The organism is Clostridium sp. K13, assembly GCF_019734195.1.
In the GTDB taxonomy this organism is placed as follows: domain Bacteria; phylum Bacillota; class Clostridia; order Clostridiales; family Clostridiaceae; genus Clostridium.
This window is the reverse complement of the sequence record NZ_JAASHM010000027.1, coordinates 1-25896: the sequence shown is the minus strand read 5'-3', so window position 1 is coordinate 25896 and position 25896 is coordinate 1. Positions and strand designations below refer to the sequence as shown.

General features: G+C 29.2%; 33 protein-coding genes. All 33 read right to left on the bottom strand.

Going from position 1 to position 25896, the window contains the following annotated elements:
- Window positions 1-2: 2 nt before the first annotated feature.
- Window positions 3-206: a plasmid mobilization protein gene (locus tag HCG76_RS13670; protein ID WP_221699176.1), complete on the bottom strand. Its 204-nt coding sequence runs from the start codon at window positions 204-206 to the stop codon at window positions 3-5.
- Between the two features lie 142 nt (window positions 207-348).
- The gene (locus HCG76_RS13665; RefSeq protein WP_221699175.1) at window positions 349-579 is read right to left on the bottom strand and encodes a circadian clock-controlled protein; all 231 of its coding nucleotides are present in this window, start codon (window positions 577-579) and stop codon (window positions 349-351) included.
- Window positions 561-1454 carry a ParM/StbA family protein gene (locus tag HCG76_RS13660; RefSeq protein ID WP_221699174.1) on the bottom strand — a complete coding sequence of 298 codons (894 nt, stop codon included), beginning with the start codon at window positions 1452-1454 and terminating at the stop codon, window positions 561-563. The genes HCG76_RS13665 and HCG76_RS13660 overlap by 19 nt, the downstream gene beginning before the upstream one ends.
- A 133-nt stretch (window positions 1455-1587) precedes the next feature.
- Entirely contained in the window at window positions 1588-1788 is a 201-nt protein-coding gene (locus tag HCG76_RS13655) for a helix-turn-helix transcriptional regulator (RefSeq protein WP_221699173.1), read from the bottom strand.
- A 21-nt stretch (window positions 1789-1809) separates the two neighbouring features.
- Complete coding sequence (locus HCG76_RS13650) at window positions 1810-2490, bottom strand: hypothetical protein (RefSeq protein ID WP_221699172.1); 681 nt, start codon at window positions 2488-2490, stop codon at window positions 1810-1812.
- A 4-nt stretch (window positions 2491-2494) separates the two neighbouring features.
- Window positions 2495-2869 (bottom strand): hypothetical protein, encoded by a 375-nt coding sequence (locus HCG76_RS13645; protein ID WP_221699171.1) that lies wholly within the window; start codon window positions 2867-2869, stop codon window positions 2495-2497.
- Entirely contained in the window at window positions 2853-3692 is an 840-nt protein-coding gene (locus HCG76_RS13640) for a ParA family protein (protein WP_221699170.1), read from the bottom strand. Before HCG76_RS13640 ends, HCG76_RS13645 begins: the two co-directional genes overlap by 17 nt.
- Before the next feature lie 254 nt (window positions 3693-3946).
- Window positions 3947-4624 (bottom strand): N-acetylmuramoyl-L-alanine amidase, encoded by a 678-nt coding sequence (locus HCG76_RS13635; RefSeq protein WP_221699169.1) that lies wholly within the window; start codon window positions 4622-4624, stop codon window positions 3947-3949.
- A gap of 2 nt (window positions 4625-4626) precedes the next feature.
- The gene (locus HCG76_RS13630; protein ID WP_221699168.1) at window positions 4627-5007 is read right to left on the bottom strand and encodes a phage holin family protein; all 381 of its coding nucleotides are present in this window, start codon (window positions 5005-5007) and stop codon (window positions 4627-4629) included.
- Window positions 5008-5106: 99 nt separating this feature from the next.
- Complete coding sequence (locus tag HCG76_RS13625) at window positions 5107-8301, bottom strand: hypothetical protein (RefSeq protein WP_221699167.1); 3195 nt, start codon at window positions 8299-8301, stop codon at window positions 5107-5109.
- Window positions 8302-8312: 11 nt separating this feature from the next.
- The gene (locus tag HCG76_RS13620; protein ID WP_221699166.1) at window positions 8313-8501 is read right to left on the bottom strand and encodes a hypothetical protein; all 189 of its coding nucleotides are present in this window, start codon (window positions 8499-8501) and stop codon (window positions 8313-8315) included.
- A complete protein-coding gene (locus tag HCG76_RS13615; RefSeq protein WP_221699165.1) occupies window positions 8501-11371 on the bottom strand; it encodes a hypothetical protein in 2871 nt (956 codons plus the stop codon). Before HCG76_RS13615 ends, HCG76_RS13620 begins: the two co-directional genes overlap by 1 nt.
- Window positions 11372-11378: 7 nt before the next feature.
- Window positions 11379-11723 (bottom strand): DUF6711 family protein, encoded by a 345-nt coding sequence (locus HCG76_RS13610; protein ID WP_260458028.1) that lies wholly within the window; start codon window positions 11721-11723, stop codon window positions 11379-11381.
- A gap of 11 nt (window positions 11724-11734) precedes the next feature.
- Complete coding sequence (locus tag HCG76_RS13605) at window positions 11735-14119, bottom strand: phage tail protein (protein WP_221699163.1); 2385 nt, start codon at window positions 14117-14119, stop codon at window positions 11735-11737.
- A 15-nt stretch (window positions 14120-14134) separates the two neighbouring features.
- Entirely contained in the window at window positions 14135-14587 is a 453-nt protein-coding gene (locus HCG76_RS13600) for a hypothetical protein (protein ID WP_221699162.1), read from the bottom strand.
- On the bottom strand, window positions 14476-14853 hold the full coding sequence (locus HCG76_RS13595) for a DUF6096 family protein (protein ID WP_221699161.1): 378 nt from the start codon (window positions 14851-14853) through the stop codon (window positions 14476-14478). Before HCG76_RS13595 ends, HCG76_RS13600 begins: the two co-directional genes overlap by 112 nt.
- Window positions 14853-15296 (bottom strand): phage tail tube protein, encoded by a 444-nt coding sequence (locus HCG76_RS13590; protein ID WP_221699160.1) that lies wholly within the window; start codon window positions 15294-15296, stop codon window positions 14853-14855. Before HCG76_RS13590 ends, HCG76_RS13595 begins: the two co-directional genes overlap by 1 nt.
- An 11-nt stretch (window positions 15297-15307) precedes the next feature.
- Window positions 15308-15670: a hypothetical protein gene (locus HCG76_RS13585; RefSeq protein WP_221699159.1), complete on the bottom strand. Its 363-nt coding sequence runs from the start codon at window positions 15668-15670 to the stop codon at window positions 15308-15310.
- A 4-nt stretch (window positions 15671-15674) separates the two neighbouring features.
- A complete protein-coding gene (locus HCG76_RS13580) occupies window positions 15675-16220 on the bottom strand; it encodes an HK97 gp10 family phage protein (RefSeq protein WP_221699158.1) in 546 nt (181 codons plus the stop codon).
- Between the two features lies 1 nt (window position 16221).
- On the bottom strand, window positions 16222-16539 hold the full coding sequence (locus HCG76_RS13575; RefSeq protein WP_260458027.1) for a hypothetical protein: 318 nt from the start codon (window positions 16537-16539) through the stop codon (window positions 16222-16224).
- The gene (locus HCG76_RS13570; protein ID WP_221699157.1) at window positions 16523-16843 is read right to left on the bottom strand and encodes a phage head-tail connector protein; all 321 of its coding nucleotides are present in this window, start codon (window positions 16841-16843) and stop codon (window positions 16523-16525) included. Before HCG76_RS13570 ends, HCG76_RS13575 begins: the two co-directional genes overlap by 17 nt.
- A 24-nt stretch (window positions 16844-16867) precedes the next feature.
- Window positions 16868-17092 (bottom strand): Rho termination factor N-terminal domain-containing protein, encoded by a 225-nt coding sequence (locus tag HCG76_RS13565; RefSeq protein ID WP_221699156.1) that lies wholly within the window; start codon window positions 17090-17092, stop codon window positions 16868-16870.
- Window positions 17093-17102: 10 nt separating this feature from the next.
- Window positions 17103-17972: a hypothetical protein gene (locus HCG76_RS13560; protein WP_221699155.1), complete on the bottom strand. Its 870-nt coding sequence runs from the start codon at window positions 17970-17972 to the stop codon at window positions 17103-17105.
- 25 nt (window positions 17973-17997) lie between these two features.
- On the bottom strand, window positions 17998-18642 hold the full coding sequence (locus HCG76_RS13555) for a DUF4355 domain-containing protein (RefSeq protein ID WP_260458026.1): 645 nt from the start codon (window positions 18640-18642) through the stop codon (window positions 17998-18000).
- 128 nt (window positions 18643-18770) lie between these two features.
- Window positions 18771-19034 carry a DUF6275 family protein gene (locus HCG76_RS13550; protein ID WP_221699154.1) on the bottom strand — a complete coding sequence of 88 codons (264 nt, stop codon included), beginning with the start codon at window positions 19032-19034 and terminating at the stop codon, window positions 18771-18773.
- 124 nt (window positions 19035-19158) lie between these two features.
- Complete coding sequence (locus tag HCG76_RS13545; protein WP_311776403.1) at window positions 19159-19668, bottom strand: TM2 domain-containing protein; 510 nt, start codon at window positions 19666-19668, stop codon at window positions 19159-19161.
- 64 nt (window positions 19669-19732) lie between these two features.
- Window positions 19733-20860 carry a minor capsid protein gene (locus HCG76_RS13540; RefSeq protein ID WP_221699153.1) on the bottom strand — a complete coding sequence of 376 codons (1128 nt, stop codon included), beginning with the start codon at window positions 20858-20860 and terminating at the stop codon, window positions 19733-19735.
- Window positions 20850-22265 (bottom strand): phage portal protein, encoded by a 1416-nt coding sequence (locus tag HCG76_RS13535; RefSeq protein ID WP_221699152.1) that lies wholly within the window; start codon window positions 22263-22265, stop codon window positions 20850-20852. Before HCG76_RS13535 ends, HCG76_RS13540 begins: the two co-directional genes overlap by 11 nt.
- Before the next feature lie 10 nt (window positions 22266-22275).
- Complete coding sequence (locus HCG76_RS13530; protein WP_221699151.1) at window positions 22276-23559, bottom strand: PBSX family phage terminase large subunit; 1284 nt, start codon at window positions 23557-23559, stop codon at window positions 22276-22278.
- On the bottom strand, window positions 23552-24241 hold the full coding sequence (gene terS / locus HCG76_RS13525) for a phage terminase small subunit (RefSeq protein WP_221699150.1): 690 nt from the start codon (window positions 24239-24241) through the stop codon (window positions 23552-23554). The genes HCG76_RS13530 and terS overlap by 8 nt, the downstream gene beginning before the upstream one ends.
- A gap of 298 nt (window positions 24242-24539) precedes the next feature.
- On the bottom strand, window positions 24540-25196 hold the full coding sequence (locus tag HCG76_RS13520) for a tyrosine-type recombinase/integrase (protein WP_221699149.1): 657 nt from the start codon (window positions 25194-25196) through the stop codon (window positions 24540-24542).
- The gene (locus tag HCG76_RS13515; protein WP_221699148.1) at window positions 25196-25363 is read right to left on the bottom strand and encodes a hypothetical protein; all 168 of its coding nucleotides are present in this window, start codon (window positions 25361-25363) and stop codon (window positions 25196-25198) included. The genes HCG76_RS13520 and HCG76_RS13515 overlap by 1 nt, the downstream gene beginning before the upstream one ends.
- A 44-nt stretch (window positions 25364-25407) precedes the next feature.
- The gene (locus HCG76_RS13510; protein ID WP_221699147.1) at window positions 25408-25761 is read right to left on the bottom strand and encodes a DNA-binding response regulator; all 354 of its coding nucleotides are present in this window, start codon (window positions 25759-25761) and stop codon (window positions 25408-25410) included.
- Window positions 25762-25896: the final 135 nt, after the last annotated feature.

The following is a 25896-nucleotide window of genomic DNA, read 5'->3' as shown; positions in this document are numbered from 1 at the left end:
CGCTACTCCTCCCCATCAAACTTACTAGTAAAAGGCTTATGAATACAATAATATCTAACATAATCACTTACACTCATGCCTTTGTTTTTTGCAAGTGCTTGTACTTTTTCCTTCTCTCTTTTAGATACTTGGATATTTAACCTATAAATCTTTAAATCTTCCTCATCTTTACGACCTACTATTTGCTTTTCTTTAATTCCTAACATTTCCTAACCACTCCCCTACTCTCTCCAAATTAAATCAACCATTTACCAATACTTTACCGATAAATTTATGGCTAGTACCACCACATTACCACCATATTAGCTCTAATCATTAAAATCCTAATAGTGTGGTAATACCACCATACTAAAAATCTAAAATTGTTTTTACTTCTGGAACTTTATTATCCTCTATAGGCTTACTTTGAATTTTCCCTACTTCTATATTTTCATTATTGAACTTAAGACCTAAAACATAATATTTATATAAAACTTGTTTAATTTCTGCTCCTCTATCATCTAGATCATAAAGAGCTGCATAAAGTTTGCTATCCTTAACGGTAGTTTTAAAACTAATACTTATTTGTTGTTTTGCCAAAGTTGTTCACCTACCTTTTTAAATCCATTTGCGTTATCAAAAACATTATTCTTACTAACAATAAGATTATTAAGCCTATTACTAAAAGCAGTTGAAAATGTATCAGCTCCTCCTCCTGTAAGAAGCATATAACCTTTGTTAATATCAAAACTTAATTGGAGTTCTTTAAAAATACTATCAAAATTTCTTTTTAAAATAGGTTTTATAAAACTTATATCCTTATATTCTCCTCCAATAAATAATCCATCTTTTAATATTTCCTCACCATCTTCAAGTTTAAAGGATTCAGAGTAAAGTTCATTTGCAACAGTAACTATATCGTTGTAGATGTTAAGCATACCTACTCCAACTGTCTTATATTTCTTAATCTCACAATCTTTAAAAAGACAAATATCTGTGGTTCTTCCACCTATGTCAGTTATTACAAGTTGCTTATTTCCTATTTTCTCTTTATTTTCATCTGAAAGGTTATAATATGCACTAGCACCTTCTGGAGCAACTTCAATATCAGTAATAAATATATCTCTAGTAACTCCTTTAACGGTAACTCTCTTAGACCTATTATTTTCAATTAACTCAATTAAATCTTTTTTATCACTTTTATACTGTTGAATTGGAAGCCCCAATACAACTTGGAAACACTGTTCATTTAAATTGCTTAATGCTAAAGCACTATATAGTAATGGCAATGTATTTTCCTTCATACTCTTCTTATAATCAGTAGAAAACTCTCCCTCCCCGACAATGATAGCTTTTCCATCAATAATTATTTCTTTTTCTGGATAAAATCCATTACTCTCCACGAACTTACTCGCAAAGTGTACTCCTTCCGATGTTTTTACCCCGTAAGTCCCTAAATCATCACCTATTATCATTAAACTTCCCTCCAAATAATTAATTTTTAATGATTTTCATCTCTTTGTTATATCTATATTCCTAAAAACAAAATATATTCCTATTCATAAATAAAATTTATGTTTAGGAATTATTTTTATAAAAAAAAAGCCCTTAATCTTCAAGGTACCAAATATCCTCTACCTTTAGATTAAGAGCCTTACTTATTTTTAATATTGTTTCTATATTACCTTGCTGCTTATTAGTCTCTATTTGACTATAAGTGCTTGTACTTATTCCAATTAACTTGCAAAACTCATTTGAGTTCATCATATATTTTGTCATACGGATTTCTTTTAATTTATTTTTGACCATATTTCCACCTAAGTAACATTATCATAATTCATTTATTATTTTTTTAAAATCTAAATATAGCTTTTCCCCAATTAGATGTTTCATATCACTATACTTTCTATAATATACTGCTTCTACTTTTGTAGGAGCTACATTAACAATGAACTCTGTAAATTTAAAAAGAAACGTTTTTATTATAAATATTAACTTCACAACATTCTCATTATCCATTTCATCGGAATTTAATATTTCACTATAAAATAAAAATACATCTATATCTGCTTTTATATTACTATGAACATAGTCACATGCATTGGAGTATTCTCCCTTGATAAAATAAGTAAATTCTTTTCCTTTTTCACTATTTTCATATTTCTCTGAGAATCTTCGAAATAACTCATTTACTCCAGTTTCATCGTTATCATCTAAATTTAACATTACCCTTAGTATATTTTCAATTAATGAACGATATAATTGATAAAAATTTATCTTAGAATCTTTTGTTAATGAATGCATAAGCATTAACATGTTATAAATCATATAGTTATTGTAATGTTTATTATCATTACTAAGTGTTATAAAAATACTTTTATTAAATAAAATTAACTTTGCAATGTATGTTAATTCATTTTCTTTAGGTAATTTTTTTTTTGAATTGAGAATTTCTAAATACTTTCTAATTTCTTCCTTATTTCTTGCTACTCCTTCATATGTTTCTAACATAACATTATAATTCCTTTAACCAAATACTCAATTTATCATTGGCATTCTTTTTTTTATTTGAGTTTATATTCTTATTTTCATATATATAGAAATATTTAACCGTTTTATTTCTTAGCTTTTCTAACTCTATTCCATCAATACATAATAATGTCTTACATAGCCTAGCTGATATTAAAGTTCTAGAATTCAAAACATATTGCAAGTATTTAACACTAAATACTTGTTCTAAAAACGGAATAATATCCTTATTATTAGGAAATATTTCTTTTGAATGAATAATACAACATACTATACCAATAAACTCAGAATGTTCTAACTTTGTATTATTTAATTTATTAATTACTTCATTTTTATTTATTGGATTAACTATGCTCTTCATAACTCTCTATCCTTTCTAAAAATTCTGAACAAATACTCTCTATATCTTCTCTTGAATTCTTATACTTCGAAGCTATATTCCCCTGTAGCCCTACTAATAAGTCTCTTACATATCTGGTTTCACCAGAAAAAAGACCTATTTCTTTTACGATTTCACTATCTTCAAAGGTATTTTTTAAACGTGTTGTTTTATTAGTCTCATCTCCAACCATTGTATATACTATTCCTAAGGCTTTAATATCTAAATCTTGATTACTCTCTAGCCTATCAATTATTTGTTTTAAAAGTTTTATTCCTAAAATTGAATATCTATCAATTCTATTTGGTACTAGATAATAATCCGAAGTCATTAAAGCTGCATCCGTATATAGTGATATTGTTGGAGGGCAATCTATAAAAATAAAATCGTAATCATTTCTTAAATTATTATCTTTAATAAATTTTTTTAATCGTCTTATTTTATCCTCTTTGTTTGAATCTTCAAATATTAAATTAATTGTCCCTGGAATTATATCAATATTAGAATTTAACTTTACTATTATGTCTTCTGGCTTAGGCAAAATAGGTTTTTCAGAAATAGTAGTAGGCATTTCAAAAATTTTTCTCACATTCTTTGTTTTATAATATTCACTTAAATATTTCTCTTCTAAATCAAATTCATTCATTAAAGTTTGTGTTGTATTAAACTGTGGATCCATATCTATATATAATATTTTTTTATTATGTGTATCTTCTTTCGAAAGATATTCTCCAATACCTAGGCATAAAGTAGTTTTACCTACCCCACCTTTCATATTAATAAATGAAACTATTTTTGCATTCATAATTCATCCCCCTATTATTATATTTGTATTTCTTTAATACTATGATATAATAGAGTTATATTATAGAAATACAATTTATCATTTGAAACCACTATTTAATAAGCAAACCTAGTGGTTTTATTTTTATTTTACAATAATATGTTAAGCTTGTCCATATTTGGCTTTAGTACTATGCCATATAATCTTTAAATTATTTATAATAACTAAAATAAAAAAGGCTAGATACCTAATTAAGAGTATCTAGCCTTAATAAATTATTTCTTAAAAGCTTCTAAAAATACACCAGTAAATCCCTTAGCTTCTAATTCATATTTTCTTTTTTCAGCATTATCTTTCTCTTTAAAACTACCAGCAATGCATCTATAGTAAATTTCCCCAGTATCACTTGTATTATTAGTTAGATGTGGAATTTTTTTATTTGCAATTGATTCAGCTATATTCTTACCAACTGCATCAGCTCCTAACCTTCTATATAATACTACATCTTCAGTTGCTTCTACAAAACAAACCTCAATGATCATAGATTTCATTTTAGTATTTTTTAGTTCATAAAGTCCTGTTCTAACTTTTTGACCTCTATTCTTAAAACCTAATGATCCTAAACCATCAACTACCCTTTTAGCTACATCAATGTTAGAATATACACACACTTCACTTCCTATCGCTCCATTATATGTGTTATATGCATTGTTAAAATGAATAGATACAAATAACTCTGCTCCCCAATTATTCGCTTGATTAACCCCGTAACTCAAATCTGAACTTGATGAACTTGTACTATCTGGTGGAGTTACATCTAAAACAGTATGTCCTAATTTCTTTAAATATTTAATTACTGCATCTTTAACTTTTCTATCTTCTGTAAGTTCATCTATTAATGCACTTGCTCCTGTTACTTTTGGACAATGTCCACCTCTTACTGCTATTTTCATATTTATTCATCTCCCTTTTCTAAATTATCAAATTTATCTACATATACTTTTAAGCCCTTAACTAACCAACTTGGAATTCTAGCTCCTATTTCTAAAAGATTTTCTAATATAGAGTAAAGCTCTTTAATTACCATAAATACTAATATAGAGAATACTATTATTATTGTTATTGGTACTAATTCAGCTGCACCAATACATAATAGCAATAATATTAATTCTCCCATTGAAGCAAATAATCCATCTCTTAATGCTCTACTTTTTAATCTTCCATTTTTCCACGCTTTCATTATTCCTGTTATTACATCTACTACCACCTCAATTGAAAATATTAGATATAGCGTTTGTAGTGATATGTTTTCTTGTAACATTTTAATTAATTCCATTTTTGCACCTCATAATAAATTTTCCTAACCTCAGGTGTTATCTTTTGTAATATAAAAAGAGCCTAGTTTCCTAAGCTCTTTGTTCACACTTTAAATCAATTATTCACCCACTACAATTTCTTTTGCGTCCATCATACTAATTAAAGTATCATATTCATCTTGAGCAATTATATTTCTTTTAAGATATTTAGAAAGTTGTCCTTCTAAAGTAGCTCTATCATAATCACCACTCATAATAATAATTTTAGCTTGTTCAAATTTACTTAATGCCATAACACTTGCACTTCCTCTCATTTTATTATTTATATTAAATGTTGATACTGATGTAACTAGTCCAGCATCTTCTAATGCCCATTCTACTTCAAATAATCTATCGTCCATTTCCCAATTTGTTTTTATTAAATCTGTGTCCATTTCTTTTAATATATTATCTGCTTCTTTTAGCTTTAATGTAGTTGTTTCAAGTTCATTTTCTAATTCTCTATTTCTAGCTCTTGTATCTTGTAATACAGCTTGTACATTTGTTGGAACTTTTACAGACAAACTTGGAAGTAGTTTATTATTACTTGTAAAGTGTGTTGTCCCATCAAAAGTTTTTAATTCTGCTTTTTTAGGTAGCTTAGTAACTATTGGCTCCGCAAGTTCGTAATAAACTGTAAATGGATTATTTTTAATCCAATTTTTAAGTGCGTTTCCTTTTGCAGTACCATCTAAACTATAAAAATTCGGAATACAATTGATAGGTATTACCAATCCTATATAATCATTTACTCCTAAAATCCCTGCTGTTTCAGCCTTATATGGATTATTAGTATTTATTGGGTGTTTATCACACATAATCTTACTATTCCTTTTACCCTCAATACCTCCAGGAATACTTCTATAATAACAATAACCTCTAATATAATTTTCACTTGCACCATTTACTGCGTTCCAATAATCAAACTTATTATAATTACTTCCACCAAAATCTACTTTTTTAATTCTTCTTATTAAATTATCTCCAACAATTTCATCATAAACGCCATTAGGTAAAGAACGTAAAGGTTCATCTAGTTGAATGTTTTGATTATCCCATATTGGAGCAAAATAATTAGTTCCTGTCGTTTCTGTGTTCTTTATCTCTTCTACTTGAACGTTTGAAAATTTACATGTTCCTAAACTAGCAGAACCACCATACATTAAGAAAGATATATATTCATTATCCTCACTATCAAACCAACCGTCTTTAACCCCCAAAGTCTTAATTGGAGTGTTACCTTGAACTGACTTGCCATCACTTTTAAAAATAGCAATTTGTCCACCTTTTTCACCGAGTAAAAGAGTTCTTGTAGCACTTACATAATATCTAGTATTTCTTTTAATTTTAATTATTGAACCACAGTAATATTCATCAGTTATAGTAACACTATTATCTCCATATTCTACTACACTTAATGAATTTCTCGGACGTACATCTTCATACCTAAATAAATTCTTTCCACAACTCTTGACATTAATTAAATTGTTTTCAGATTCACCAACACTATAAATACCCTCACCGAAAGGAAGTTCTGAAATAGAAGTGTTTGTATGGTTACCTTCAATACACATTATTCTAAACTTTACTGCTCCCGTTTCAACTGAATTTAAATATGTTCTCATCGACATCATTGTATCAGTAAATTCGTCCTTAGTTTCTACTATTAGTTTTATTATTCCTGTAGTTTTATCTGTAATTGTATATGCCTTTTTAAAACAATCATCTATATGTGATGATGTTATAGTTAAAACATCAATTAATGTATTTTCTTTAATATCAATTATTAATGTGTATACTGTTTTGGGTTTCAAAATTGATTTATTAAGATTAATCCACGCATTTGAATATCCCGGCGCTCTTCCGACCAAATGAATATACCCGTTTTCTACTGTCCCCCCTAATAAATTAATAAAATTTTCTCTTTCTATAGGCGGGTAGCAATTTTGTAAAGTCCTACCCTTAATAGATAAATCTTTAGTTAATCCATAATAAGTATTATCTGCTTTTATTGAACTTCCCTCATATTCCAAATAAGAACTGTCATTAATTCTTTGATGTACATTATCAAAATCTGAATTTAATCTATTTACTACATTAATATGTTCTTCTCCAAAATAGTCAACCTTAGCATCTCCATAATCCGTATTCATTTCAGTTTGGAAATTATTGTTTTGTTGAACAATAGTATCGTATTGTTCGTTAATTCCTTGCTTAAAAGTATTATTATTGGCTTCAATTTCAACTATCTTATCATCAACTTTTTTAGTAAGAGCTACTCCAAGAGATGTATTATCAGATTTTATTTTTTCAAAATCTGTAACTCTTTGTTGTTCAGCTGCAACTCTTCCACTTTCATTTGTTTTTCTAATTTCTTCATTAGAGTTTGCGATATTATTGATAGTTGTAAGAGCCTCTTTAAGAGAAGTAAGTTCGGATTTAATATTATTAAATTCAGTTACCCTCTCTGCTTCAGCTATAGTTACTTTATCATTAGTAGATTTTAATTTTTCTATTATCTCTAATGCTTTATTAACTCTATCAATTTCAGCTTGTACTCTTTTCTCTTCCTCTTTGCTAATATTATTATTAAGTAGAATTAAATCGTCTTTAATGCTCTCTAATTCAACTTTAAGAGTATTATAATTATCAATTCTCTTAATTTCATTATTTTGTAGTGTTTCATCTGTAGCTATAGCTGCATTAATAGCATTATTCATCTTTAATACAAGATTATCAAATGTATTCCCCCTATTAATTTCAGCTTGTACTCTAACTTTTTCAGCCTTTATCATATCTTCATTAAGATTTCTTATAGATGCATCACTAGCTATTATTCTTTGTTCATACTCTTTAAGATTTGCAAATGCCTGTACTACATATTCATCTAATTGATTTAGAACTTCAACTTTAGAAATAGATTGTATTATATCTCTATCTAAACTTGTGCCACACATAAAATAGAAAAGACAAGTAGAGCTCCTTTTGTTGTCTTTAATTATTAATTGCAAAGTTACTATACCAGGAGAAGTAACCAATTGTTCATCCCCTATTATATTAACTACATTGCCTATATAAGTTATATCAACTAGTTGCCTAACTCTAGTCCCATCACTCTTAGTAGCTAGTAATTCAAAAATAGGATTAACAAATTCAATGTTAACCCCATTCTGTTTTACTTCTAATTCAATTGTTAGATCATCACCCGAATTTACTATCCCTAAACTCTTCAAGTTTTGTTTTTGAGTATCTACTATCCCCTGTATGAGTGCCATTATATCACCTGCTATACTCTATTTTTAATTTTTTCTTCTAATTGTGTAATTAAAGCATTAGTTTCAGGATCAAGAACAATAAAACTTTCTTTATTATTACTAGATGTTATCATTCCACTTTCATCTACTTCAGTTGTAGTAAAAGTTATTCTATTACCTACACTATCTTTAACTACTGCAAATCCAGTTAATATTTTCATTACAATACCTCCATTAATAAATCTTCTAAATTAAAATCTAATATAAAATTTAAAGTTTCTTCACTTGTATTCGCCTTAAAATCATCATCATTAAATAATTCAACTCCACTTTCAGAATTATTTTCTAAGTCTTGAATATCTAATCTATTATTTTCATAGCCAATTCTCTTAGCTTTTAACTCCCAACTAAAACTAGTTCCTGGTTCACCTTTTACAATGAAATATGTTTTATTTCTTTCTATTGTTCTAATTACTCCATTATAAATTTGAGTAAAAACATGATATTCTATATCAGTATTAACACATTCCTGGAATACATCATCTATTCCAACTAAGCATTCTCCATCATTATTTATTATTCCAGATCCTATATCTCCAAAATAATATTCTGCAGTTTCATAAGCATTTATAAGTCTTTCACCGTAATTATTTGTTTTTTGCAAACAGTTTTTACTTCCTGAAATAGTTAAAGATTTTCCATTAAAATGTCCATTATGAATTGTTGCTTCACTTAAATTCCAGTTTCCCCATGACCTTATATTATCTCCGGTGCCCGGATGTGCCCCTTCTGTTAATACAATTCTAGCTTTATATTCACCCGCACTTCTATACCCTAGAAACAATCCATTATCACCGCATATCCCCAACAAATCTTGAATTGTATTCCAATTTAAATTGCAGATATCACTTGTATAATCTGAACTGTTTTGAAAACACATTTTTCCTTTCATATAAACTGGAGCAAATACATTTATTCCTTTTTGATAAACTGTTGAACCTATGATTTGCTTACTTGCCCATAAATCAAAGAAGTTATATGCCGTCACACTTGAATCCCATCCCTGGCTTAAGTCAGCCTTTTGTAAATGACTAAATCTAATATAATCACAGTATTGAGCCATTCCAATTATCATACCATTCATATCTGCATTAGATGCATATGCTGATGTAGCCATTCTTACTATTTGTTCATTTCTATGTGCATCTTGAAAAGTGATACCTCCACTATTTAGTGCAACATACTGATCTCCCTTCTGACTTTTCATGGTTCCCAATAAAATTAAATTACCTTCGGTATCCCCTTCTAAAACAGTTGTTCCAGCTTTATTCTTAACTCTAATAGCTCCATTATTAACAGTAACTCCACTTGCATCAATTATAGTTGAACCACTGTAAATCTCATTTGCATGAGGACACCAGGCTTTTGAAACTTCACCTTCAACAAGTAATAAGTCTGCCCAAAATATAGTGTTAGAATTAGAAACTAAAGGATTATCAACATCATATCCTAAATGCTCTATTTGAATAAACCCAGATTTAACATTTACTCCAGTAGTAAATGTATTCTTAACATTTACCCATGAGTTTTCATTTGCTTCATATATGATTATAGAATTATCAAATGTTACTCTATCTTCTTGGATATAATCTATAGAATTTGATGTTTTAATTGTTACTCTTACCCCTTTAGATTTCTTATGAGTATTGAACTTTCCTGTGAAAGTATAGGTAGTATTTGGTGCTAAATTAAACCTACTACTTATAGCACTATAAATAGATGTAGAAGTATCATTATCTCTATATATCCCCATATAGTATCCAGTAGATACTTTTTCATTAGCTCTATACCAAGCATATATTTTAGATGAATCACCAACTTCATTTTCCCAACCATTTTTAACTTTATTAAATCCAGTTGAGTTTTCAATTAAGTTATATGCTCCAGAACTTTCAAATGTAGCTGACCATTTATTTTCAGTTTGTTCTACCTTAGAGTTAACTATATGTTCGGCTTCAGTTTTAGTAACTTTGTTTTCAATTTTTTCATCAGTAATTTTTTGATAAGCTTCAAAATCACCACTTGATACCTTTTGAGATATTTCATTAGCTAACTGTTTAATTTCACTTCTATATCTTTTATTAGTTTTCTCTGTATTCGATATTTGTTGAGTACTTTTTTGTTGATCACTAAGTCCAGTACATTCACTTTCATATCTTAATCCACCATTAAAAGTTATTTTCTGCTTAGTAATAATAGTTTCATAAGTACCTTTTCCATCATTTAAAATAACTTTATCTCCTGGATCTATTGAAAAATCCCCTTGCCATTTAGAGCTAAAAGGTAAAACATTCAAATTAATTGGAACTGGAGGTACTGGAAAGTAATTTTCAACTATAGTTAAATTATCAACATAGAATCCTTCTTTAATTTGCATATCTATGTATCTATCTTTATTTATTTCAGTTGCTATACTTTTACCTGGTGTTATTATTTCTAATTCACCAATTCTATTAATTTTAGCAAATCCTCCAGCAATTTCAGCTATATCATGAATTACATCTCTAAGAGTTATTCCAAAAGGTAAACTATTAACTATGTAATTACTATTATAAAATTGTTTTGTAGCTAAAGTTATTCCAGCTATAGTACAAATTTCATTTGCTATATTTAAAACAGTTGTAGGGAATGTTAATTTACTTTCATAATAATCTTCTAAAGTTACCATTTTGTCTGTAGCTTCAATCACTATAATGTTTTTATCTTTTACAGCTTCATCAATTATAAAAATCCCCATTGGTACATATTCTATAGAATTATCTTCTAATAAAATTCCTGTAAATATTTTAATTTCTTTTCCATTTAACTCAATGTCATTATAAGCACCATGTAGATTATTAATTTTAATTTCTAAAGTAGATGCTACTGCTCCACCAAGTTCAAAATCACTACCAGATATTATTCCTTCATTTATTTCATAAGATATAATATCACTTGCATATATTTCATTATTATTTATATAAGCTTTACTATATAATTCTCTAGAATAATGATTTATAGCCTTTTTACACTCATTACTTACTTTATACATTTAGAACCTACCTTTCTATGAAATTCATTTTAAGTCCACTCCATTTAATTACTCCATTTATACATGAATAAGCTGGAGTTGTTCTATCCCCTACATACATAGTTCTAGATATAACACCAAGTTGAGGATCAGGAAACTCTACAGTAAAAAACACATCTGATACAGCACTTAATAATCTTGAACTTTGAGCTTGTGTTAAAGCTGGCCACTCTAAATTAATTTTTCTTTTTACAGCTAATCTATCTCTTATTAATTCTCCATTTGCATTTCTTTCACTATTTCCATCTAAATCACTTACTGTTACTTCAAATGTTTTAGGAGTAGCAATTGCTACTCCATTTATTTTAATCATATACATCACCTCTACATTACTATTAAAGGCTTTCCAGCTTGTCTTTGTACTTTGTTTATACTATCTATAACTACTTTTCCTAGCTTAGTAGAGCCAATTTGAAGTGTTATTTCGATAGGAGAGTCATTACTATTACTGTTATCCTGTGGCATTCTTGATACAACTTTTCCAGCTAAATCAGTTATCCAACCTGTGTTGTTTTCAAGTGGCATTACAGCTTCTTTACCTGCTTCACCTACCATTGCTATAGTAGCACTATCAACGATACCACCTTTTGCAAGTTTAGGAATAGTAGGAATATTAATTCCCTTACCTCCAAGTCCTGGAACCCAATCTGGAAGTTTAATTTTATTTAACCCCTTAATCATGGTATTTATAGCTCCAATAATAGCATTAATAGGTTTCTTAGCTATTGCTTCTAACCCATTAAATATACCTTTGAAAATATCTGAAATACCCTGAAATGCTTTCTTCCAATTTCCAGTAAATACTCCAACTATAAAATCTATTAATCCACCAAACATAGTTTTTAAACTATCTAATATTGGTTTTATATAATCACCTACATTCTTAAATGCCTGTATAAACACACTTCCTAGCCAATTAATGAAAGGCTTTAGGCAAGTATCCCATATTGCCAATAGTATATTCCCTAGTTTTTCTATAGTAGGTCTCCAAGCTTCCCAAATTTCCTTTAATCCATCTATAACTTTTTTCAAGCATTCACCTAAAAATTGTACAAATGGAGCTATACAATTTGTCCATAGTGCCATTGTTACTTTAACAACATTATCTACAACTGTTAATATAAAATCCCAGACTACCTTTAGTATAGGTTTAAGAACTGTAATTAATATATCTCCTATTAATAATAAAGCATTCTTTATAGCTTCAAAATAAGGAGTTAATGCACTAACTAAAGCATTCCATCCATCTATTAAAGCTTGTCTAAAACTATCAGATGTCTGCCATAAATATAGAAATGCTGTTGTTACAACAGCTACTGCTCCAGCAATTAATGCAGCTGGAGTAGTTAATGCAAGTCCAGCTAATCCTAATGCAGTTGGTATTAACTCAATCCACCCTATTACAGTTGCTATTGCTCCAGTAATTGCAGCCCAATTACCTGCAACAAAAAAGGCTACTATTCCAGCAATTAATCCACCTACTACGGATAATATAATTTCTTTATGCTGCTTTATAAAATCAGCAATGATTTTGAATGTTCCTCTTATTTTTTCAGCAAATTCTTCAACCTTACCATAAATTTGATCTAAAGCTCCTTCTTGCTCTGAAAAATCAAAATCCGGTGTATCAATTAAACCACTAGCTCCACCACCTGAAGAACCTCCACCATAATCTGAATCACTAGTATCTTTAACTTTGTTAATTTCATCAAATCCAGCTAAGAATCCTTTAGCTTCCTTAGCAGCCTTCTTTGCACTTGATCCTGCCGCTTTATATGCATCACTAGTTCCACTAATAGCAGAATTCACACTTTTAATAGATTTAGCTGTTGCTCCTGCAGATCCACTTGACTTAGTACCAAAAAGTGCATTCATAAATCTTGCTACTGTATTTGCAGCTACTGTTAATCCTTGTACAAATGAATTTAGAATAGGTAAGACTACCTGAACTATAGGCATAAATGCTCTTCCTAATTCAATCATAAGTAAATTAAGATTGTTTTTTAATATTCTTAATTGATTTGCTGGTGAATCTAATGTTCTTGCTAAATCTCCACTAGCAGTAGATGCTTGTTGAGTAATTGCTCCATATCTAGCCATGACCTTTTGAGTATTACTTAATTCAGTTCCTACTACTGCTATTCCATTTGCATAAGCATATTGTTTTATAGTAGCTTCATCTACTAATATTCCTAATTGCTTAAGTGGTTCAGTTTCTCCAGTAAGACCTGCTCTTATTTTATTAAAAGCTTCACTACTACTTAAGTTATAAAAACTTGCCATATCCTCAGCAAGTAATGTCATATCCTTTGATAGTGTAAGTGCCTCACTAGATGCAAGTCCCATAGATTTAGTCATGTTATATAGCGTTGCTACATTTTCTCTAATTGCATATCCATTAAGACCTAAACTATTTTGCAATTCCTCTGACCACTGCCGGACCTCATTTGCAAGTCCACCAAAAACAGTATCAAACATGGAATCACTTTCAATAGAATCCATTGCAGTAATAATACTATCTTTAATTACTTTCCCTAAACCAAGAGCAGCAATCCATTTACCAACTCTTCCAAATATGTTTTTAATATTTCCTAAAGATCTATTAACTTGTCTTTCCATATTGCTAACTTGATTAGTAACATTATTCATTTCTTGTCTAAACTCTCTAGTTTGAGCCTCTATTACTATTTCCAATTCTTCTATTGTCATTTTAAATTCACCCCCTTACTTAGAATTTAAATTATAAGCAAAGGCAGTAAATCTAGCCTTATATGCTTCAATTTCTGCCTTTTTAGTTGCTATATCATTTAATTCTTTTTCTTTCTTAAATAAATCGGGGTATAAATCCCATACTGGTGTAATTTTAGAATCTTTATCAAACATAGATGCTACCCTTTCTCCAATTTGAAAAGCTAACATATAATTTGATACTATTTGTTCTTTCTGTCTATTTTCTTCTCTTCTTCTAAATGAATTTAGCAAATCAAATAATTCATCTAGAGTACTATCAGCAAACTGTGCTGGTGTTATTCCAGCATCTAAACAAATAGGGTATAATTCATTAATTAATTCAGTAAAAGACTCATAGTTTCTTTCGCTTCTTCCTTGTCCACTTCCTCTTCTTGATTCTGTGGAGTCTCCTTGAAAAAACCCGATGCTTTCATAATTTCCATACATTCTTTTTGAAGTGACATTAAATCTCCATCATTATCAATATATTCATCAATCATGTTATCTACTTTCTCTGCTGTATATCCATGTTCTAATGCTTGTAATGAAGAATGTATTATTGCAGATATTTCATTTGCTCCTAATACTTTCTTTCTCATAAGCATTAACATCAATGATTCTCCACCTAATTTTGCTTCTAATTTCCTTGTGTTTTGAGTAGTTAATCTACACTTTAATTCCTTTTCATTTATACATAAAACATAATGCTTCATTATTCTTCATCCCCTTCTTTATTTATAGCTAGTTCACTAACTGGATCTACTATCTCTATATCACTATTTAAAGTCATTTTAACCTTAAAAGTCATTAATCCATTTACAGTACCACCACTAACTTTAATGCTTACCTGTGCAGTAAATTGAAATTTAGTTCCATCAGGAAATGACATTTCATATTTTACTGAAGTTTTATTTTTTTCAAACCCTCTTAATACTCTATATGAAGATGTAGCTGATGAATTATCATATTTAAATCCATATTCTAAATCTCCATAATCACCTATTCCTAGTTCATACTTTTTAGCTGCATCTGCTAAACATGTTACGTCAACCTTTTCTGGTTCTGAACCTATCTCTGGAACTTCTTGCAACCCTGGTAAATCTGTATAAGATGAACCTGAAGTTGAATATCCTAATTTAATTCCATTTGCTAACATATATTTCCCTCCTAATTTCTTTGATAAACTCTTAATGTTTTTATATCAATAATTCCTTCATATCTAAGCACTTTGTGTTTTAATCCACTTGGATCTGGTGCATCTTTGCAAAAAGTTCTTTTTAATCCTAGTTTAGATATAGCTTTATCAACTTCAATAGCCATATCTGATGTGCTCCTATTATGCCAAATATCAATTCTATAAATTACTCTACACATAGATTCTTCATCATCATGTATTGAATAAGTTGAATTATCCTCTTCTATATAAGTAATTATAGGAAACTTGCTCCAATCACTTGGATATTCATCATTTACATTTATACCTGGTATATTATTAAGAGCACCATATATTTTAGGTTTAATATTAATCATATCATCACCTACTACTACATATTCTTTTAATTTCTTTTCTAATTTGATATCTAATTATATTACCTAAATTCTTTTCTTTACCAACTACCGCTGGATATAAATATGGTTGTGCTGCTTGTCCTTTTGAATAATAAAAATCAACTCCACCAATAGTTACAAGTTTAAAATGATATTGCTCTGCTACTGCTGGCTCAATCTCACTAGCTGGAATATACCAACCATCAGATTTATAACTAATCTTACCTGCTAATTTTGATGCAACTCCACCACTTGATGCACCTATTGGTCCAGTTCCAAATTCAACATAAGAAGCATACTCATGATTAGTAACTACCCTTCCTTTTGTTTTAGAACCATCTTTTTTAACCATTTCAAAATGAATTGAGTCTCTTAAAGTATCATCACTTAATCCAGATTCAGGACAATAATCCTTAGCGTATCTTTCAATAGCTTTCCCTACTTTCTCTACTGAATTTTCAAATATAACTTCACTATCTCCACCTAAACTTTTTAATTTACTCATAAGCCTATTAACATTAGTTACAGCCATACTATATTTTCTCCAATTCAATTAATTTGTGAGAATAAGGTTTTATAGATATAACCTTATAATCTGGATCACTATCTTTACCTACAAAAACGCATATTCCATCACCTTCAACTATTTCCTCATTGCCATCATAAAGCATATTAAGAATATAATTTAATCTTTGTCCATATATTTCAGCTTGTAGTTTCCCACTAGCTGGATATATATTAGCTGAAATATTAATGCTCTTATTAGAAAAAGATTGATATTTCCCACCTTCATCATCTTCAATTATTTTTTTCTTTTTTAACCAATACGGCTTTTTATTCTTTACCCTCATTAGCTAATCTCACCGCCTTAAGCCTTTTAAATGAATTAAGCCTTCTTTTTAAATTCTCAGGAATATCATTGTTATAACTTACAGATACTCCTCCTTCACTTCTAGAAGCTTCTCCCTCGGTTTTTAATCTGTTGTAATAGATAATTGCTAGTTCTCTTTGCAATCCCTCCATACGAGGTATTAACACATCTCTATTTGTATAGTCTAATATATCAAATTTAGCATCTTCCAATACTTGTGATAAAAGCATAGTATCTTCTTCACCAGTTCTTATTTTAAGTTTTGTTAATATATCAATATTCATTTAATACCTCAAAAAAGAAGGAGATTATTCTCCTTCTTCCTCCTCATTTTCAGTAATTAAAGAAATTAATTCATCTTTTTTTAATTTAGAAGTAATTTCTATCCCTTTACCAACTGCCAATACTCTCAATTGGTCCATATTTAATTTTTCTAATCCTTTTTCTACTGCTAATTCATTTATTTCATCAATAGCTAAAGTATCATTTTTAACCTCTTCAACTTTAAATACCTTTCCTACTATTCTTCCCATATCTCTCTCCTTATGCTTTTGTATGAGTATATATTCCAGCTCTCTTATTTTTATACCCATCAGCTAATCCATAATTTCTATAACCAAATTTCCATGCGTCAGCTGATTGATTATGTTCTGGTCTAACAATCTTAGGAACTACATGTTTAGGGAATTGTAATAACGCCCCTGGTTCAATGATCATGAAGTTAATATCTTTCCCTCCAGAAGCTTTCTTATAGCCACCTTTTGTTTGACTTTCAGTTTTACCATCATTTAATTCTATAGCTGAATAGAACCTCGTTTGTGGAACCTCATAAATTGCTGAAAATTTCTTCATAACTTCTTTTGATTTTGTAGTGTCCATATCATCAATCATTCCCTTTAATGTAGGAGTTATGAATAATATTCTTTGTTCAGATGGTACTTCATCTTCATCCATCTTTGTAGCTGCTACCCTTAAAGCCTTAATTACCTCTTCTCCAGTAGTTAAAGTCGCTGATACTAAAGTTATACCATCTAAGCTTGAATATTTAGCGAATCTAAATGCATCTACTTCTGGAACAACTTTTGTTCTTATAAATTCCCCTGATAACTTACCAAACGCTAATCCTACAGACTCTTCATCATCCATTGCATCAACGTTGAACATTCTACCTCTTTCATAGTTAAATTTAACTGTTTGCCAGGTTAATGTAACATCTCCATTAACATATCCTGAATTTCTATCATAATCGCCTAATCCATCCATATCAATCATAGGTATTATAATTTCATTTGTATTTGCTCCTTCTTTTGCTAATGAAGCATCACTATCTAATACAGATGTTATTGCTGACTTCTTATAAACTTCATCTAGTAACGGTACGTATTTTTTTGCTAAAGCAATTGTATTTGGCATAATTAATCATCCTCACTTTTATTATTTATTTTAGTCCCATTGCTGCTCTTAATGCTGCATCTACAGAGCCTTGTATACCTTGTCCACCTTTAGGATCTTGTTTTCCTCTTAACTTTTCATTAACTGCCTTTTGTACTGCTGATTGAAAAGCCTTTTCTACTGCTTCAATGCTCTTATTACAATTTTCAGCATCAGAATAATTAAGAATATCAATTAAATCCTTTGGTAGTCCTTTTTCAGCTAAAGTTTCATGAGCTGTTGCTCTTAACTCTCTAGTTGTAATATCTTTTTCTCTTTTTTCTAATTCAGCTAATCTTTTATCTTCTGCATACTTAGCTTTTTGTTCTGCATTCATCTTTGCAAGTTTTTCAGCTTCTGTTTTAGCTTCTTCAACTTTTGTTTGATAATCTGCCTCCCATTTACCTTTTGCAGTTTCTAGAGCCTTAGCTACTCTCTTATCAAATTCAGATTGATATTTCTTATCCTTTAAGACGTCATCAAAAGACATATCATCTTCACCTGAACTATCATCTTCAGCACCTTCACCATTGCCACCTTCCGCCCCAGCTCCAGCACCTCCATTACCTGCTCCACCATCTGCTTCAAAAAACGGTCTTGCCATTTGTCCGAATCCACATAGCTGTAAATTCATAATTAATTTTCTTTTCATTTATTCCTCCTGCCCCTAATGTTCTAATGCCCATTAGATTCAAATTATTTACTAATCCATTCTTTATATCGTCTTGTGTATAGTAATAAAAGACATAATAAAAAGCCCTAGATAATTCTAAGACTTAATTATTTTTCAACCTTATAATTTTCCCATTTCTTATAAGCATCTACATACATTTCTTTTTTATCTCCATTGTATGTACACTCATAATACATTCCATCAAACAGAGTAGTACTAAGTAATGCTTTATTATTTTGTAACGTTTTACAGCTCCATACCATAAATACATCATCTGTTGTAATTTCCTTTTTATCTGTCTTATCTAAATGTCTATTAGTATAATCACATACTTCTTGTTTACACCATTCTAAAAACTCTTTTTCATTCATTATTTCATTTCCTCCTAATCCTCTATTATATTAATTCCATATCTACAAATACTTTTTTTACTCATATCCACCTCTAATTTTAAGCATAATAAAAGCACCTACTTTTAAGTAAGTGCTAAATATACTATCTTTTACCTGGTTTCCATCTATATCCACAACCTTGACATACATTAAATATCTTTTTGCTAGTAACTCCACCAACAACTGCTCCTACTCCACCTAATAAAACTGCTCCTGTTGCAGCTCTTCCTACACTTAGCTTTTTATTAGTTGTAGCAATACTAGTGCAATTACACTTTGGACAATGCACTTGATTAGTTTTTACTTCTTTGTGAGTTACTGTTGGGTTAGATGCCATTATTCTTTTAAACTCTTCTTGCTTTCTTATTTTATCTTCATTCTTTCTTATTAATTCTTCTTTTAATATAGATTCACTTTTAGCTATTTCATCATCAGAACTTAAAAATGCTAATTGGAATAACTTAATTAGATCAACTATCCATCCAATACCAAATAGTCCACATGTAAATATATATAATATTCCCATTCCTATTTTCCCTTCATAAAATTTATGAAATCCTAACCATCCTAAAATAAAACATAATATAAATTCAGTAATATATTTACTTTTCACGTATGTCCCCCCACACTTATATAATAATATAATTATATATGATTTTGGGTATTATTGAAAGATTTTACTTTTTATATTGTTTTTTCTTAGGATAAGTCTTTGCTTTTTTCTCTAGCTCTTTTGCCTTATCTTCTCCATACTTATCTACTACAAACCTATCGTACCATTCTTTATATGTTATATCACCTTTAATAACATGACTCTCACCAGTAACTACATCTCTTGTTCTAACTCCAATTCTTTGAGCAACTCCACCATCTATTACTGGACCTATTGAGCTTCTACACCATGGATGCATTGGTGGAAGATTTTCCCCTGCTTGTGCATCTTCCATATTGAATATCTTACCATCTAAATCTTTGCATATATTACTTACTTTAAGATCTAGTTTTGCAAAATATCTATATTTTTCTATTCCACATTCTTTATAACCTTCAACTGCTGCCATATTAGTGTAATAAGCTGATTCTGTTCTTACTAATCTTCTAGCAGCACTTTCTCCAACTTCCATTCTTTCAACTAACTCTTCAATCATTTTCTTTAATGGTTTACCATTTAAAAATCCTGATAACATAGTTTCATATAACTGGTCTGTTAATGTAGTTGTATTACCCCATATTCTTTGTGAGAAGTTACTTCCTACAAAAGGCCTCTTTAATATAGCATCAATGGTTTCATTTCCTAAAGTACCTACATTAAACCCTATTTGCATACCTCTTTGAGTTTCCCACATATGAGTATAATATGATTCATTCATATTTTGAATAAATAAGTTTTTATCTAAAGTTATTTCATTAACAGCTACTTCATTCATTATTTTTTTTAAGTTATCTATTAATGTTTCCTTAAGTGATTCTCTCCTAGCTATTCTTGCTGCATAAGCTGGAGCATCTAGTTTAGCTGTTAAAAACTTTCTTAATTTTTCATCTTTAGTATTATCTATTAACTTTTTTAATTTATTTCTATCTAACTTTGATAATTCAGCATTTAAAAATTCTTTTACTTGCTTATCATTAAGTTCACCATTTTTCTTTAACTTATTATATACCTTTCTAACATCTACCTCTATTTCAGCTATAGCCTTTATATAAGTTTTTCTCAACTTTCTAAATGTAATATCTGCACTTAGTTGTTGCCTATCCATTATAGCCTGTGTTCTAGCTTCCCAGTAGCTATTATCTCTATTGTTCATTTACTTCATCATCTTCTTTAGAATTTATATCATCTGGAACATCTGCTTTATCATACGGAAATCCAAAAGCTTTTTGTTGTTCCTCTAACTTTTCTGCTTTCTCATCTGCTAGTCTTTTCTTCTCTGCTTTAACATCTATTTCTGGATCAAAGTTTTTAACTCTTGTTTCCCAACTAATAAATCCTTCTGTTTGTTGTGCTATATTTGCTAGAAGTGCATCATCTACAGGTAAACTTCTTTTCATACTTATATCTATTTTAGCAATATCAAATTTATTTGCCCTTATACCTTCTATATTTTGCATTAATCTTAACCTTTTTCTTAATCCTTTTTTGAAATATCTTTCCTTAGTTCTGCCTAACTGCTCAAAGCCTAATAACTTATACTTCATAGCAACACCAGAACTATTACCAACAAAGTTTTCATCAGTAAGACATGGAACTTTTGAAAACTCATGAATATCATCTTTTAATGATTTCTTTAATATTTCAACTTGATCCTCACTTAACTGCTTAACTAACCACTTAGCATCTCCACCTTCATTTAGTTCAATAATCTTTTGTTCTATAAGATATCTTACCGTTTCACTTACTTCGTCCTTCGTATCTCCTAGATTTTGACCAATAAGAACTAAAAATGCATCTACTAACTGTTCTTTATCATTAACTCTATCAGATTGCAATTTATTATATGCATCTATTATCGATATAACACCTTCAAAGTCACCTTTACACTTTTTGTTATTCTTATACTCAATAATTGGTATTCCACTAAAATAATGTTCTTCTAAGTCTATTTCTTTTACGTAAGTTCCTTCACTATCTAATGTTTTAGATTCATATATAAGCTTTTCTGATTCTGTATAAACTTCTACAGTATAATCTTTTAAATTATTATCTATATCATAATTTGGGTAATAATGTACTGCAAATATCGGCTTTTCTTTTACTGTATTATCAAATACTACAAATGTATTTAATGGACTTAATGTTGCTAATTCCATTATAGGAGTTTCATCTGTATTCATATATAATAGCTCATACCCTATACCAAATATGCTTAAATCTAAAGCAAGTTCATTATTATGACTATCTTCATCTATTACAGTAAAGTTATCATTAATACCCTCTGATCCATCTCCTGTGTAACTTATTGGAACACCAAATACATATCCAACTGATAAATCTGATATGTATTCAGCATGATTACACACTATCTTATTATTAGGTATGTTCTTATTTTTAAATCTTCTATTCCTTATTTCATGCTCTCCATCATAATAAGCATTAAGTAAATTTAATCTTTTTTCTACTTCTTGCTTATGCTCTTTAATGCATGAAAAAAGAAGTTTGTTAGATATACTGCCATCTGCATCTAATAAACTTCTATCTCTTACTATAGCCATATTTAATCTCCTATCTTATTCCTAACTTACTCTTATTTCCTACCTTTACTTTTCTACTAATAATTTCATCTTCCATTCCATATCTTACGGCATCAATCGTATGGTTATTTTTATCTGGATATTCACCCTTTAAATTTCCTTCCTTATCTTTTTCTATTTCATATCCCATAAACTCACGTTTAGTATTCGGGCATCTAATTGGATCTATTATTATTTCTTCTATCTCTTCACTTAGGAATTTAATTCCATGTTCAACTGAATCAGGCCCTTTCTTTGCACCTGTTATATTTAATCCTAGATTTTTAAATTCATTTATGGTTCTTGGTTCTGCGCTATCTGCTGTAACTCTTCTATTTAAAGGATTAAGCTCCTTTATTAACTCTACAGCTTTACTATTACTTAATTTAACTTTATATACTTCTCCAAATATAAATAATCTTTTTCTGGTCTTATCATAATGCATTAATACATAAGCTAAAGGATCTGCTGCATAACCAAAATCTAATCCATTCTTTAATCTATCAAATGACTTTATTTCATCATCTGTTATCTTTCTTACTGTTATGTTTGTGAATACTTCTCCACCAGTACCAGTTACAGCACCTAAATAGTCATGTTCATATTTAGTAGGATTAACTTTCTTCATATGTTCAGCTTCAATTATAAATTGTTCTCCAAGCCATTCTTTAGGCACTGTTCTATAATCACTATGATGAACATATTTATCTTCTCTAATTTCAACAACTTCTTGATTACACCAATTTCTTTGACTTTCTGGTGGATTAAAAGAATAAAATACAACAAACTTTGGTCCACCTCTCATAAGTGATTGATTAATAGTATCTATCTTATGTTTTCCTTCAAATTCATCTACTTCCTCATACCAAATATATTTAATATATCCTTTAGGTACTTTAGTAGATTTAACTTTCTTAGGATTATCTGCACCTTTAAATCTTATTACTTGTCCTGTAGGCTTATAAGTTATAGTTAGCTTTGCTTCTGGAACATGCCAATCATCACTAACACCTAAAGTATCTATAGCCCATTTTATTTGGTCTCTTACTGATTCTGATAAAGTATCTTTAACTCTTCTTAGTATTAAAGCATTTGATATTATACCCTCTTGTGCATCTCTCATCATGCCTAATACTATTTCTATTGATATAAAAGATGATTTTGTACTTCCTCTACCACCTTTAAACCAGTAATGAGTATGAAGTTCATTCTTTATATCCTTATGTGATTCATAAAAGCTACTTGCAATTATACTTTTTAACTTTACTTTAACCATCTATATCATCTACAATTTGAACTCTATTATTAATTCCAGAAGTATCATCTTTATTTAGTTTTTCTTTTAATACTTCTATCCTTAATTTTTGTTCTTCTGTTACTAGATCCCAATTCTTATGAACCATTTCATCATACTGCTTTATCATATTAAATAAAGTTTGCATAGCTTTTGATAGTGTTGTTACTGCTGCATTCTCTTTATCCCAAGCAAATTGATATTCCCATTCATCTGTATGCGATGCTTCCCCATATGCTTCTTTGGTTTTTACCTTTGTAATATCATTTTTATTTTTTACATGGATAATCTTTTGCATATTTAATATTTTAGCCTGTTGTATTAATATATTGCTCCACAGCATATCTAATGGATTTTCACTCTTAAGCTCTTCTATTACATTCACCATACTTCTAGGTAAATATTTAGATAAAAACTTATTATCTCTAAATCTTGATTCATCGCAATACATGCCATGTTTAAGTTGTCCTATATTTCCTAATGCATTTTTATTGCCTTTTGGTGCTCCACCTTTATTAATCCATTTATCTTCTCTTCTCCACAGTTTTATATTGCTTTCTTTTTCATTTAGTTGTTCTGCTATAGCTTTACAAGTTAGCTTTCCTTTAGACTGTTTAAATAACTCATAAGCTAAATCTCTATTAGGATTTCTTTTTCTAGCCATTACACACCTCCATTACTATCCTTTAATACCTTTAAAGCAAGTTCTTATAACACGTGAATACTGTTTAGGTTGAGTTTCCAGATTTATAATTAACTCTTTTTGATTTTAAAATTTTAATTATTACTGATAAAAACCTATTTAAAGCCTTTAAAATCAATACTTTGACACACATTACTCTTATCATTTCCTTATGTGAAATAACCCCTATGATTAGAGATATACTTTTTTAAGTATATATATTAGTAAGAATTTTTATTTTTACATCTAAATCTTCATAGCTTACTTTTTTTCAGATTACTTATAATTTAGAGTCTGCAATTCTTGAAGCATCTTCTTTAATTTCATTATCTAATCCAAGATAGTATTTAGTAGTTTCTATTGACTTATGACCAAGTGCTTTTCTTACAAATTCTAAATCTCTTCTTTCTACCCAAAGTCTTTGAGCATAAGTTTTTCTTAAACTATGTCCAGTAATATGTTTTAATCCTAGATCATCACCAACACTTTTTAAAATATCTGAATATGTCTTTGCAGTAATATGTTTGTCTTTATATGTTTCAGATTTAAAAGCATATTCACTATTTTTCTTACCTTTTACAAAATCTCTAATTAATTTTCTTAACTTAGGTTGAATTATTGCTTCTCTAGATGCTGGTGCTTTTCTCTTAGACTGTGGGAATTTTTCAATATGTCTTTTCCATGCTAAATATTGTTTACTCTCTTGAATTATAAATTTATCTTCTTGTAAAAACTCTTTTAATTCTCCAATAGTTAGTCCAACTATATCTCCAAGTCTATACCCTGTGGCAATATCAATATAAAAAATCATCATATTTCTATCTGGACAATCCTTACTCATTTCTTCAAGCCTATATTTAAACCTTGTATAATCCACTTCTGGAATAGGTAATGCTGATACTTTCTTTTTTCTTTCTCTTATTTTTTCTTCTATCATTACCTCACCTGCTTAATTGCTCCTCGTGATCCACGTCGATATGATGAGTGATGCATTAATTCCTTAATTTCTCTTTCAGATAATTTTTCCCTATTATCATTTCTTATCTTATTTAACTTTTTATAACTATCTGGTTGATTTTCTTTTATAACTCTCCCAATGCTCATATCATTTCCTCCTATTTTTAAATATAATAAAAGAGTTGCTATTTCTAACAACTCTTAAATTCATTTACCAATCTTCTTGGCACATCATATGGAATTTTATATCCTATATCCTTTTTCAAAACTATATCACCATCTTTACAAGTTTTATACAATGATCTATTTTTTAATATAAAACTTTTATCAGACATATATTGTTTACTTTCATATTTTGTTATTTTTTTAACTTCATTATCAAAATACTTAAGTTCCTTTCTATACTTTAAGTGAATAGGCTTTAAATCTTTAAAATTTCTTTGAATACATTTATTTACTGCAGCTTTATTTACACCTAACTGTTGTGAAATTTCTCTTGCATTCAATCCATTACAATATAATTGCTTTACTAATTCTTTATTCATACCTATCCTCCTAAAAAATGATATAGTTTACCCCAACCCATTGAAAGTGGACATTTTCAAATTTTAATAAGTAATAACCCTTTCAACTTCTTGTTATTTCCGATTTGTATGTTACTATTTTACTACATAAAAAAA

Bases quoted from the DNA above. Each gene is read 5' to 3' on its own strand.
- HCG76_RS13630 (WP_221699168.1), bottom strand. From the start codon at position 5,007: ATGGAATTAATTAAAATGTTACAAGAAAACATATCACTACAAACGCTA.
- HCG76_RS13590 (WP_221699160.1), bottom strand. From the start codon at position 15,296: ATGTTAGCAAATGGAATTAAATTAGGATATTCAACTTCAGGTTCATCT.
- HCG76_RS13605 (WP_221699163.1), bottom strand. From the start codon at position 14,119: ATGACAATAGAAGAATTGGAAATAGTAATAGAGGCTCAAACTAGAGAG.
- HCG76_RS13535 (WP_221699152.1), bottom strand. From the start codon at position 22,265: ATGGCTATAGTAAGAGATAGAAGTTTATTAGATGCAGATGGCAGTATA.
- HCG76_RS13550 (WP_221699154.1), bottom strand. From the start codon at position 19,034: ATGAATGAAAAAGAGTTTTTAGAATGGTGTAAACAAGAAGTATGTGAT.
- terS (WP_221699150.1), bottom strand. From the start codon at position 24,241: ATGGCTAGAAAAAGAAATCCTAATAGAGATTTAGCTTATGAGTTATTT.
- HCG76_RS13530 (WP_221699151.1), bottom strand. From the start codon at position 23,559: ATGGTTAAAGTAAAGTTAAAAAGTATAATTGCAAGTAGCTTTTATGAA.
- HCG76_RS13580 (WP_221699158.1), bottom strand. From the start codon at position 16,220: ATGGCTGTAACTAATGTTAATAGGCTTATGAGTAAATTAAAAAGTTTA.
- HCG76_RS13625 (WP_221699167.1), bottom strand. From the start codon at position 8,301: ATGGCACTCATACAGGGGATAGTAGATACTCAAAAACAAAACTTGAAG.
- HCG76_RS13575 (WP_260458027.1), bottom strand. From the start codon at position 16,539: ATGAGGGTAAAGAATAAAAAGCCGTATTGGTTAAAAAAGAAAAAAATA.
- HCG76_RS13645 (WP_221699171.1), bottom strand. From the start codon at position 2,869: ATGAAGAGCATAGTTAATCCAATAAATAAAAATGAAGTAATTAATAAA.
- HCG76_RS13620 (WP_221699166.1), bottom strand. From the start codon at position 8,501: ATGAAAATATTAACTGGATTTGCAGTAGTTAAAGATAGTGTAGGTAAT.
- HCG76_RS13650 (WP_221699172.1), bottom strand. From the start codon at position 2,490: ATGTTAGAAACATATGAAGGAGTAGCAAGAAATAAGGAAGAAATTAGA.
- HCG76_RS13640 (WP_221699170.1), bottom strand. From the start codon at position 3,692: ATGAATGCAAAAATAGTTTCATTTATTAATATGAAAGGTGGGGTAGGT.
- HCG76_RS13565 (WP_221699156.1), bottom strand. From the start codon at position 17,092: ATGGGAAGAATAGTAGGAAAGGTATTTAAAGTTGAAGAGGTTAAAAAT.
- HCG76_RS13670 (WP_221699176.1), bottom strand. From the start codon at position 206: ATGTTAGGAATTAAAGAAAAGCAAATAGTAGGTCGTAAAGATGAGGAA.
- HCG76_RS13655 (WP_221699173.1), bottom strand. From the start codon at position 1,788: ATGGTCAAAAATAAATTAAAAGAAATCCGTATGACAAAATATATGATG.
- HCG76_RS13610 (WP_260458028.1), bottom strand. From the start codon at position 11,723: ATGATTAAAATAAATGGAGTAGCAATTGCTACTCCTAAAACATTTGAA.
- HCG76_RS13595 (WP_221699161.1), bottom strand. From the start codon at position 14,853: ATGAAGCATTATGTTTTATGTATAAATGAAAAGGAATTAAAGTGTAGA.
- HCG76_RS13570 (WP_221699157.1), bottom strand. From the start codon at position 16,843: ATGAATATTGATATATTAACAAAACTTAAAATAAGAACTGGTGAAGAA.
- HCG76_RS13615 (WP_221699165.1), bottom strand. From the start codon at position 11,371: ATGTATAAAGTAAGTAATGAGTGTAAAAAGGCTATAAATCATTATTCT.
- HCG76_RS13585 (WP_221699159.1), bottom strand. From the start codon at position 15,670: ATGATTAATATTAAACCTAAAATATATGGTGCTCTTAATAATATACCA.
- HCG76_RS13635 (WP_221699169.1), bottom strand. From the start codon at position 4,624: ATGAAAATAGCAGTAAGAGGTGGACATTGTCCAAAAGTAACAGGAGCA.
- HCG76_RS13515 (WP_221699148.1), bottom strand. From the start codon at position 25,363: ATGAGCATTGGGAGAGTTATAAAAGAAAATCAACCAGATAGTTATAAA.
- HCG76_RS13660 (WP_221699174.1), bottom strand. From the start codon at position 1,454: ATGATAATAGGTGATGATTTAGGGACTTACGGGGTAAAAACATCGGAA.
- HCG76_RS13540 (WP_221699153.1), bottom strand. From the start codon at position 20,860: ATGAACAATAGAGATAATAGCTACTGGGAAGCTAGAACACAGGCTATA.
- HCG76_RS13510 (WP_221699147.1), bottom strand. From the start codon at position 25,761: ATGAATAAAGAATTAGTAAAGCAATTATATTGTAATGGATTGAATGCA.
- HCG76_RS13555 (WP_260458026.1), bottom strand. From the start codon at position 18,642: ATGAAAAGAAAATTAATTATGAATTTACAGCTATGTGGATTCGGACAA.
- HCG76_RS13600 (WP_221699162.1), bottom strand. From the start codon at position 14,587: ATGTATGGAAATTATGAAAGCATCGGGTTTTTTCAAGGAGACTCCACA.
- HCG76_RS13560 (WP_221699155.1), bottom strand. From the start codon at position 17,972: ATGCCAAATACAATTGCTTTAGCAAAAAAATACGTACCGTTACTAGAT.
- HCG76_RS13520 (WP_221699149.1), bottom strand. From the start codon at position 25,196: ATGATAGAAGAAAAAATAAGAGAAAGAAAAAAGAAAGTATCAGCATTA.